Annotated in this window: 7 protein-coding genes, 2 rRNA genes and 2 pseudogenes; 2 read left to right on the top strand and 9 right to left on the bottom strand. The window is 42.9% G+C overall.

The annotated features are described in order from the left end of the window. Positions 1-503: 503 nt before the first annotated feature. The gene (locus G9U52_RS38690) at positions 504-716 is read left to right on the top strand and encodes a hypothetical protein (protein WP_166158757.1); all 213 of its coding nucleotides are present in this window, start codon (positions 504-506) and stop codon (positions 714-716) included. On the opposite strand, the gene G9U52_RS38685 is transcribed toward G9U52_RS38690, so the two are convergent. The 5 genes from G9U52_RS38685 to rrf (G9U52_RS38665) form a co-directional block, all read right to left on the bottom strand. Next, a complete protein-coding gene (locus G9U52_RS38685) occupies positions 700-1,017 on the bottom strand; it encodes a hypothetical protein (RefSeq protein WP_207953483.1) in 318 nt (105 codons plus the stop codon). The genes G9U52_RS38690 and G9U52_RS38685 overlap by 17 nt on opposite strands. A gap of 1,196 nt (positions 1,018-2,213) precedes the next feature. Beyond that, positions 2,214-2,633 (bottom strand): beta/gamma crystallin family protein, encoded by a 420-nt coding sequence (locus G9U52_RS38680; RefSeq protein WP_243767813.1) that lies wholly within the window; start codon positions 2,631-2,633, stop codon positions 2,214-2,216. Between the two features lie 382 nt (positions 2,634-3,015). Further along, positions 3,016-3,180, bottom strand: coding sequence for a hypothetical protein (locus G9U52_RS38675; protein ID WP_166158753.1), 165 nt, complete (start codon positions 3,178-3,180; stop codon positions 3,016-3,018). Continuing rightward, positions 3,158-3,334, bottom strand: coding sequence for a hypothetical protein (locus G9U52_RS42035; protein ID WP_375790329.1), 177 nt, complete (start codon positions 3,332-3,334; stop codon positions 3,158-3,160). Before G9U52_RS42035 ends, G9U52_RS38675 begins: the two co-directional genes overlap by 23 nt. 328 nt (positions 3,335-3,662) lie before the next feature. Further along, positions 3,663-3,779 (bottom strand): 5S ribosomal RNA (gene rrf / locus G9U52_RS38665). A 518-nt stretch (positions 3,780-4,297) separates the two neighbouring features. On the opposite strand from rrf (G9U52_RS38665), the gene spoVB reads away from it, so the two are divergent. Then, complete coding sequence (spoVB, locus tag G9U52_RS38660; protein ID WP_166158751.1) at positions 4,298-5,848, top strand: stage V sporulation protein B; 1,551 nt, start codon at positions 4,298-4,300, stop codon at positions 5,846-5,848. 480 nt (positions 5,849-6,328) lie between these two features. On the opposite strand, the pseudogene G9U52_RS38655 reads toward spoVB, so the two are convergent. The 4 genes and pseudogenes from G9U52_RS38655 to rrf (G9U52_RS42160) all read right to left on the bottom strand — a co-directional run. Further along, positions 6,329-6,965 (bottom strand): annotated as a pseudogene (locus G9U52_RS38655) (IS256 family transposase); the annotation flags it as partial. A 252-nt stretch (positions 6,966-7,217) separates the two neighbouring features. Next, entirely contained in the window at positions 7,218-7,736 is a 519-nt protein-coding gene (locus tag G9U52_RS38650) for a zinc ribbon domain-containing protein (RefSeq protein WP_166158749.1), read from the bottom strand. 1,458 nt (positions 7,737-9,194) lie between these two features. Beyond that, positions 9,195-10,167, bottom strand: a pseudogene (locus G9U52_RS42165) (IS91 family transposase); the annotation flags it as partial. 316 nt (positions 10,168-10,483) lie between these two features. After that, a 5S ribosomal RNA gene (gene rrf, locus G9U52_RS42160) occupies positions 10,484-10,562 on the bottom strand; the annotation flags it as partial.

Genomic DNA, 10,562 nt, shown 5'->3' with positions numbered 1-10,562 from the left:
GTAGAACTTGAGTTGCCTCATTCTTTACATCTGGCGAGAACTTGCATTCTCTATTTTTACTCACTCGTTGATTCAGTTTTCAAAGGACAATGATGTTTGTCTAACCAGCCTGTTTAATGACCGGACGACTAATATATCATGTTTGGTTTTGCATTGCAATATCAATTTTTTCCATATGCAATTAATCAACAATAGTAGATTTCAGTTTAACCTATCCGATCAATAATGTTGACCGGGAATATACTTTATCACGTTTACTATTACGTTACAAGTGAAGATGTTTCCATTCTTGGAATTGCACAGCAAGCTCGGAAATCCATTCAACTTCTGGTGACCACGACCAGGTTAAATAATTTATCATGTTTACTTTATGTTACAAGTGCTAATGTTCCCCATTCTTGATTCTAAGCCGAACCTAGTGAAAGATTTGGAGTGCATTTTATCGGTTTTTTATACGAAAATGTCTTACCGCACGAAGTAGAAGGCTATGGGGCTTTGCACACATGAAGTTATCGATCTATGTCCCGGGCATCCTATTGCCATTTTTCAAGACCATGGCTGCTGATCTGCTGCTTACAAGCAACCTTCGATGCTCCGATATTACGTGTAAAAAAGACTTTCTCAGAAAAAAAGAGAAGGACGTCGATTACTGGGTAAAGAAGATCCAGCAAATGGGCTACAAAGTGGACCTTAAGGAACTCAATGACACAGGCTAAGCTCAATAAATTCTAATAAATGGTAGTTAAAACCATTAGGGGAGGTCTTTTTGCGCCAATTTTCAGGAAATCTGTTATTGCGTTGCTCTAGCCGGTCCCGGCCTTCCAACACTTTGACGACAGCACTCTTGAGGTTGTCTAGCAGACCTAGGGCGGGCACGCCTCCGAAGTAGTGGAAAGCACGGGCGAAACCATCCAAAAAAGCTTTTTGTTTTTCATGGGCATAAGCCCGGACGAACCGCTTTCCGCTTGCCGACAGTTGCATGCAGGACATGTAACCACGCGTCAATTTTCCATTCAAATGGACGTCTAATTTTAATGCGGTTGCTCTCTGGCTGAGTCCTTCTCGTTCGATGCAATGTTTGATACGATGGAATTGAGCACTGTGATCATCCTTTTCTTCCTCTCAGCTATAAAGTTTGCGGAAACTCTAGCATACGAGGTTATTCAGAGAATTAGTAATTCAGTGGCTCACTTTCTTTTATGATCAAACCGCCTTTATCTGGCTCATTTCTATATTAACGAATACAATTCCAAATGTGCATTTTGAAGCTCATTGACCTCAATTTCCATAAGGATCTTATTGCAACGACTTCATTCATTATATTTCCAAATTAGAAACTGCAATAATAGAACCAAGATCCATGTGTAAAACCAATTCAAGTATATTAAAAGTTTTTTTACTCCTGATCTCATTTTGGGATAGGATCATACTTATATCATAATATGTTTCTGAATACCTTTCAGTCGATGGGCGAGCGAGGGACTTCTTAGTAAAACCTTTCCACAAAGAAGGACTGTTCCCTCAGTCTTACGGACTTATGAACAGCCATTTCTAAAGATCTTGGCAGCGATGCATTTCCGTTATCACTCGAGTTTCCAGCTCAATCGTGTGCTTAGCTTGCCGTCTCACTGTTTCGGAAAGGATGAGATTTCACTCTATAAGTTTTTGACTTCTTTCATGTAACTCTTGGTTTTCCACCAGTATACCGTTTAGTTGCCTACAAAGCTTTCACCAAGGGCAAAGATATAGTATCATTGCCCTCTTTATTATTTAATATTTAACAATAGCTCGAATTTTAGGTTTTGATAATTCCTTTTTAAAAATTCGGCTTGCTTTTTATCAAAAAGCTTGTTGTTTTTTACCGTATTCACATAAGCATCATAGATAGTGAAAAAGAAGATGGAAGGCAAAAAAAAGCAGCCATTGTGGATTTGTGGCATCTGTTGCTCTTGGCGTTCGCTTATTATTTCCGTGCGCACGTAACTTTCAAAAGAGTTATATTCATTTTCCCAAGGATTTTGATGAAATACTAGGTGTGCTGGATGACGCTTACGTCAATTCTTCACGCAAAGCTTTTTGCAGCACCTGCGAGAAATTAAGACCGGCTTGTTCAGCAGCGATGTTTAAATCGTGTGGAATTGTGTGTGTTTTCTAAACGGGACGCAGCAGGTTTCCTGCTCCGTCCCGTTGTTCATTCAATCTGTTGAGGTCTATTATTGACGAATAATCAAAACATTGCGAGGAGGCGTACCGGTGTCATGGATGTCGTTGATTTCGTTCAGTGTCAGGTTCCTTCCGACGAGAAGAAGCGATTCTGTTTCATTATTAAAATCATTTAAGCTAGCTACGTTCTGGCTGCCGCGAAACACACGAAACCTTCCTCCGAAATTGTTGCGGGAGAACAGAACCAAGGTCACTTCACTGCTAACATCGGCATTTCTCAGACGGAAGCTGGAGAGCATCTGGTCGAAACGAAGCGCCTGCATGTTGGTGATCGCCACGCCTCCGCGTCTGAACTGAATACGTCGGCCTCTGAATTCATTGTCCTCAAAAATAGCTAACCTCACGTCACTATTTGATTGATTCAGCCTTCTTTTAGGTGTTGTTTGCTTTAACGTCCTTTTCAGCGCCAATTCACTAACCTCCTTATAAGTAATGATTCAGCATATGCATGCTTACATCACGATGATAGGTACAAGTAACCAATGTCAAACACCATAGTATAGCTAGATGTTCTCCTTGCCGTCGATCGGATGTTTCACTGTTTGCCGGTAAGCGTCAAATACTCCACACATTCAATATCCCAACAATCCATGAGAAAATGAGCCTATCCTAAATAAATCAAGGGGGTTATCTCATGGACTGCTTGCAAGAATGGAAAGCTAGAATCACAGATTTTAAACATATATCGAATTAGCGCGTTTATCTACGATTCCTTCCATAGAAAGTGCTTCAATCTGCGAATAAAGACGTTAACCCTCTGCCTCGTTCGATGGTAAAAGTGCGATATTTGCATTACCGAAGTTTAGCGTCGCCAATAGCTTCCCTACGTTTATGTAATGGATAGCCGCGCAGACCCTCGCCTTTATACCGTAAAATATCGAATACAACGTAATTGACCGGCCGACTATCCGCAGCCTTTCGTATCTTGTCCACTTTACGCAGAGAAAAGCGCCCCATGATCGTCAACGAGGCCTCTTTCGTCAGTGGCCGCTACCTCTCCGTCTAAAATGATATCATCAAGCGTTATCTCGTTAAGCTCCAGATACTGGCGCGTGCAATCGTTGTTATGGCGTGTGTACAAGCACGTTTGACCACTTGTGCGAGAAAGTATGAGGCGGTGACCGTCTATCTTCGATTCAAATATGTAGTCATCGTGGGAGAACGGGGCCTAAGAGGAGATCACTTGCAATGACAAGTGCTTCTGATTACAGACACATCTATAGTTACTATGGCTATAGCGTATCTGGTAAATGATTAATCGCCAGTGGAGTCGTCTCCAAGAATACGCAGTGTCAGGTTTGGTCTGCACGATTTATGACTTGAATTGGACGGCGCAAAAAAATGAGTATTCATTTAATATAGTTTCGGATGAAACCATGAGTGCCAGTGAATAGATAGAAAAAAAGACTTAAGACATGTAGTCTTAAGTCTTTAAAATTGCTTGGCAACGTCCTACTCTCCCAGAACCCTGCGGTTCAAGTACCATTGGCGCTGGAGGGCTTAACGGCCGTGTTCGAGATGGGAACGCGTGGTTCCCCTCCGCCATCATCACCAAACATCAATCTAAGCCATGGGAAAAACCATCAAGGCTTGCACCTTGAAAACTGGATTCGAAACAAGCAGCTGAATCGGACATCCGCTGTTTAAACAACGGATGACTTCATATATTGGATAAGCCCTCGACCGATTAGTATCCGTCAGTTCCATACCTTACGGCACTTCCACCCCAAACCTATCTACCTCGTCGTCTGTTCACCTGATTTTTTCTAAGGACGCGTAATTGAGAGATTGTACAAGTACCCCATCGTTAATAACTAGGTCGGGAATGTAATAACGTTCTTGTCATTTATTGAAAATGCAACAAATCCTGGTGATTGGTAGATCCGCAAATTGCGGCGGCTGCGGCAATTAACGCGCTGTTCACCACCTACTTGTATAAATATGATTCAGGCTGGTTGGGACAAAGATCCCGAGTAACTGAACAATATACTGATTCAATAGCAGCTCGTCACATATTTTTCCTGATGGTGAATACAATTAAATATTGTTTGTTCTTCAGGAGGAAACGAAGTCTATGGTACAACCGTCGCAATCGTTCATGAGAGGTACGTTCGTTTTGTCCGTCGCCGCATTCATCAACCGCATTCTCGGCTTTATCAGCGGTATATTTGTCGCCCGCATGTTGGGCGCAGAGGGGATCGGTCTCTTGATGATGGCGCATCCACTCGTGCCACTCGTCATTACGATTACAGAGCTCGGCTTGCCGGTGGCGATCTCGAAACTGGTCGCGGAGGCCTACGCTCGTGACGAGCGGGAGAAAGTGAGACGCATCCTACACGTCTCGCTCGCTGTCACTAGCATCTTGAGCGTGTCGCTCACGACCGTCTCACTGCTCGGCTCAGAGTGGATCGCATCCATCCTGCTGAGCGACCCGCGTGCGTATTACGCGATGCTTGCTATTACGCCGATCGCGCCGATCGTCGCCGTCTCCGCGGTACTGAAAGGTTACTTCCGTGGCAAACAGCAGATGAAGACTATCGCTGCTTCGGACGTGCTCGAGCATACGGTTCAGATCGCCTGCGTGCTGGCAATGGTACACCTTTTGATGCCTTACGGAATCGCCTATGCGGCTGCGGGCGCGATGGCCGCCTCAGTCGCAAGCGAGGCGATCAGCCTTTTATTCCTGTTGGCAAGCTACAAACTTTATGGCGAATCCAAAGAACCAGGAGAAACGTGGGTGAGACACTTGAAGCAGGGGAGACGCACACTCTCCGAGTTGCTGCAAATCGGTCTACCAACGACCGGGCACGGCGTTATACAATCGTTATTCGGCGCGTTCCAGCCACTGCTCATTACAACCAGCCTAGCGTTAGCCGGTATCGGCACAGTACTCGCTACGAAGCAGTTTGGCATGCTCGCTGGCTATGTATATCCGCTGCTTTTTATGCCGGGCTTTATTACGCATTCATTATCCACGGCGCTCATCCCGGCGATTAGCGAAGCAGCGACAAACAAGAACAGTCTGCTCATACACAAACAGATGGATCAGGCGCTGCGTTTGGGACTCCTGATCGGCGCACCTGCAACCGTCATCCTGTTCGAGTGGGCGATCCCACTCACGACGCTCATTTACGATGCGCCGGAAGCGGGTTTGCTGCTGAAAGTAATGGCGCCTATGTTTTTTCTGCATTATTTCGACGCGCCGCTGCACGCAATCTTGCTCGGGCTAGGTCGGGCGAACACTTCGCTATGGAACTATGTAGTGGCCACAGCATTCAAGGCGCTCGCTATCTTCGTGTTCGGCAGCCAATTCGGCATCGTCGGCGTTGCTTATGGCCTCGGCTTTGGTATCGTCATATTGACGTTGCTGAACTTCTTATCAATATCAAGCTTGATCGGATTTTACTGGGATATCGGCCCATATATTAAGAGCGGCATCTGCATGGTGCTGATGGCGCTATGCGGGCGATGGATCTTTGGCTATCTTAACGATCAAGGACTGCCGCTGCTATGGAGCTTACTCGGTTCGATCGCTTTATCCTTGCTCTTCTACTTCGTTGCGCTCACGTTTACGGATACTATGAAACGGAGGCGTAAACGCAGTAATTTATCGATACCATGGTAAGCTGGATGTATGAATTTCGGGATTATGCCCGTTCATAGTCAGATTGTGTCGGAACTAGAAACTAGTCATAGAATCCCAGTTTCTTCTGATCTTCTTATTTATACCAAAATAAATAAACCTCCTGAAGAATTTATTGCTTATATCTTCAAGAGGTCTATTTTTAAATTTAGTTTGTATAGATCTAGTTAAAATGGTTTATTCATTTAATCTAAATATATCTAGCCGAATTCGAAGCCAATACATAGATTATATACTCTTGCTTATAATATTTTAATAATAGGTTAACCTAAAGACCTAGGAAGAATGATTATTTTACTCATTGAATGGAGTATTTGATGAATAAAAATATTAAAATAATGGAACCAAACCATTCCAGAGTCTGTCAAGAATTTTGTGTAACCTCCCAAAATCAATCTAGCAACTGCGGTGCCGGGCTTGACACGGAGCCTCCGGCAGGCCTGATGAACGTAAGGTGCTGTTGGAAGACTCGTTCTCGCCAATCCAGATACCTAACACATCTTTGTTGCCATCGAGGAGGTCAATCCCGATCACCATATACGCCGCTTTATTGACAATATGCCCGTCCTGCTTCACTTTAAAGTAGATCGCATCCAGAAAGACGACGACATACACATTTTGCAACGGACGGTTTTGCCATTCTTTAATCACGGGCACGATTTTGTTGGTTACATTGGAAATGAGTGTAGGCGAGACTTCAATCCCATACAGCTGTTCCAAATGATCCTGGATGTCCCGAGTACTTACACCCTTGGCATATAACGCAATGATTTGCTCTTCAATACCCGTTACATTCGTTTGGTTTTTCTTCACCACCACGGGCTGGATAGCACCCAGACGGTCCCATGGCACCTGGATCTCGACATCACCGTACTCGCTTGCCACCGTCTTATTCCATTCCGGCTATTTTTGGTTGTTTTCGTTTTGGCATCATAACGGTCATAGCCTAATTCCGTATCTAATTCTGCTTCTAAAGTAGCCTGCAGCACATCCTTAAATAATTCTTTTAGCGTAGCCTGGATGTCCTCGGTAGACTGAAATTGTGCTCTTTGACAACTTGGCGCAGCTGTTGTTTGTTCAATAATCCATTCGTGATCATGTGTAACTCCTCCTCATTCAACTCTTACATGTAACTTGCCATCGTTGACTTTAGTAGGTTACACAATTTATTGTACAGAACCAAATTTGGCAGGATGAGAATGGATTAGGCACTTTGGAAATATTGCTGATTGTCGTTGTTCTCGTTATAGATGGTGTAACTACTTTTAATCCTTAAGATAAGTGGCTCAACAGTGAATCTTAATTACTATTGAGCCTTTTTGGTGCGAATTAATTACAACAAAAAAAAGCGTCAACTTATGACGCTCCACAATATGATACCTAATACAATCATAATAAGCCCAAAGACAATTAATCCTTTTCCTGTGCTGCTCTTTTCTTGATCATTATCCAGCGCGTACATACCTCCAACTATTAATCCAACTAGCGGTATAAAAAATGTAGCTATGTACAATAAGGCAACAGCTCCACTATTATTACTTTCGTATGAGTAAACTGGATTGCCACTGCCATATGGACGTGGAGTAGCAACAGTCATATGACCACAATATTTACACTTTAAAGCTCCTTCATCCAATCTCTCTGAACATTTTGAACAAAAACCGTTACCCCTATTAGCGTATAGGGAGGACTGAGTATTACTATTTGGATATAAAGTTTTTTTGCTAGTGTAAAGGGAGGAAGTCTGATTTCTTTCATCACTTGGAATTCCATGAAGTTTTGCGTTGAGAAGTGTATGACTGCAACTTGTGCAAACAGCAGCATTTTCGGAGTTGTCTTCATTGCAATTCGAGCAAACTTTATAAGCCATACATTCATCCTTCCTGAATATAAGATTATCTCACTTAAATATTCATTATTTAAATCCAAATTATTATCATTCAATACACCTCAAGTCAGCATCTGGGAGTTATACAATGGAGGGAAACCAAAGTTAGCATTGCTTCTAAAGCTCTTCTTTCGTATAAACCTTTAACGCTTAGCCAATAAATATTCCATTCACATTGATAATTTTTGAAGAAATCATAACTTCTTTTATTAAAACCATAGGTTTTAACGTAATGTCTCCATATCCTACTCCTTATGATCCCGTCTCCTATATACAAAATCTTATCAGAGTGAGTAATAATGTAAATTCCCTCAATTTCATTAATACTTGCCTAATTCCTGCTTTTAGTTTAAGACTCTTTTTTGTCCGCTTTTATAATGCAATCGAGTTTTATTAGGTTCCACGTTTCTATAGGAATAAAATGATTATCGGTAAGAAATTTTTCAAATGCTTCCTTCATCATAAATTCCCTCCAATTATTTTTGTGCTTATTACATCTTATTCATGACCCCTTACAATATTGACCTTTATCTATTTATTGCAAAAAGACACCTACTATTCAGATGTCTTTTCTCAAGCTTGTATTATCGTCAATAATATATTGAAAATAAATTGAATTTCTACTTTTAACTGGAGGTATTTAATTGGCCTTTTTCTATTGTTACGATATCAATTTACGCAATTTTTTAATTGCAAAAAAGTCTATCCGTTACATATGTTATGGGCTGCATCCGAATACTCTGAATCCATTCTGGCAGTTTCTACAATCAGAAGAGTATCCAGATACGATGTGTGTTTTTTTGAGCTTGTACGGGTCATGATGGGTAATAGGATAAAGTTCTTGTCATTTAAGAGATAATGTTCTTGTCTCTTGACATCATTCATTCCGACATTTGCATTTAACAAGGGGGTATTCTATGTATACATATGCACAAAATAAGCGATTTTATACAGATGTCCTGATTTCATGCCATAGTCAGGTTCTTGTCACCACATGATAAGAAAAACCCGGCCGAAGGCCAGGTCCTTGTCTAAACTCATACATTTGTACGCTCCCGAGGACATGGGTATGGGGTTCCGGTCGCTGTTGAAGTTCATGTTCCTTGAATTTTTGGCTTCCAGCGGTTGGAACACGAACTTCAAAGGCGAACGCTATCGCTCCTCCACCCCATACCCATGCCCTCTTTCATTCTTTTGGTGCTGCCTCCCACTTCTTACCCCAAGGTCTTCAATCTTGTATTCATATCCGTGAACCCCTTGTAGCACTCCGAAACATGCCTCCTCCGCAGCTCTCACAGGTGAATTGTGGAGGCACTGTAGGATCTCCGCCATCCATGATGTCAAAACTACGTACGACCTGCAGTGGGATCACTTCGCTTGCCGAACAGGTCAAACATAAGTCACGCTTTGTTTGGACAAGAGGTAATTGCTTACGCCTTACGTCTTTGCACAAGCTGCGTACTGGATCGTTAGCTTCCCCTCTTTTAGACAGACTTCTCCCTTGTACTCATACTGGCATTCGCACTTCGGGCACACCAGGGGATCCCGCCCTGTTGCTTGTTGCTTTTTCTCCCTCCAACTTCTTCGCTTTAGTTTTCTTTGGGCTTTTACGATCCATTTCCTTGCTTCTTTCTGCCAGGTTGTTACCATTTTCTTGCAAAGGCTTTTGAGCCTGCGTGAATACACCCCATAGTACCGAATGGTTTTAAAATTTTCATCGGGAATATGCCGGATCACAAGGGCAATAAAAGCTTCCACCGTTACTTTCTCGGTTTTCTCTTCCCCGCTTGTTTTATCGTGGTAGCTAAATACAACGGTTTCCCCGTCATACTCTTTGATCCTCCTTAGCGCAAGCGCTGGCCGTTTCATATATCTGCCAATGTACCCCAGTTGTTCCTACACATTCCCCTTTTGCTTCGGCACGTGCACATTCTCCATTGGCGGAATAGGCCTTTTGTAACCTCGATTGTACTTGTTTTTTATCTTCCGCGTTCAAGCTTGCTCGGATAAGCTTCAGTACCACCGTTTGCCACTGCTTCCTCAGCATCTCAAACGGGATATAGTCGTATGTCTTCCATTCTCCGTTTGCCTTCATCCCACCCATCGTCACCAGCATATGCACATGCGGATGGTTCACCTGAAAGACATCCTCCACCAAAAGCCGGCTCCACTCTTCCGTTTCTCCATATGAACATGTTGTGCAAAATCGTCCTTTGCAACGGTACGGTATTCTCCGGTTGTCATGGCATCCTTCACACACCACGATTTTAAAACCGTTTCTCGGATCGCCACAGCCGCGGAATTTCTGTACTTCTTTGATGTTGGGTCGTAGTTGAGCTTTGTGCTTCTCTACAAATGCATCCCAATGTCTATGCTTATCAAAAAAGATTTGTTTCAGTATATTCGCTTCCATTTTTCTATTTTATCAAAAAATTAAATAAGGGGTAATCCTTCGGTTACCCCAAAACCCAAAAACATATAAATTCTTATATGTAAAAAAAGCCTGCACCTTACGGTGCAGACATTTTTCGAATCGAGATTTACCGGCTCCCGATCAGCCTATGTTGGGTATTTCCGGCATCCGATGCCGGAGCACCAAGGAAGTATTAATCGGTCTCTTTACCGACTCCCCTTCCGACTAAACAGATCGCCCCGGTCCCCCTGTATAACATTCCTTATTAGATAGATAAAAAGTGCCTTAAGACGTTAGTCTTAAGGCACTTTACTTAGCTTGGCAATGTCCTACTCTCCCAGAACCCTGCGGTTCAAGTACCATTGGCGCTAGAGGGCTTAACGGTCGTGTTCGAG

The organism is Paenibacillus agricola, from assembly GCF_011440305.1.
In the GTDB taxonomy this organism is placed as follows: Bacteria; Bacillota; Bacilli; order Paenibacillales; family NBRC-103111; genus Paenibacillus_S; species Paenibacillus_S agricola.
Note: the sequence above shows the minus strand (reverse complement) of the source record. Positions and strands in the feature narration are given on the sequence as shown.

Coding starts and splice junctions, on each gene's coding strand:
- G9U52_RS38675 (WP_166158753.1), bottom strand. CDS start 3,180: ATGGGGCGCTTTTCTCTGCGTAAAGTGGACAAGATACGAAAGGCTGCG.
- G9U52_RS38650 (WP_166158749.1), bottom strand. CDS start 7,736: ATGGCTTATAAAGTTTGCTCGAATTGCAATGAAGACAACTCCGAAAAT.
- G9U52_RS38690 (WP_166158757.1), top strand. CDS start 504: ATGAAGTTATCGATCTATGTCCCGGGCATCCTATTGCCATTTTTCAAG.
- spoVB (WP_166158751.1), top strand. CDS start 4,298: ATGGTACAACCGTCGCAATCGTTCATGAGAGGTACGTTCGTTTTGTCC.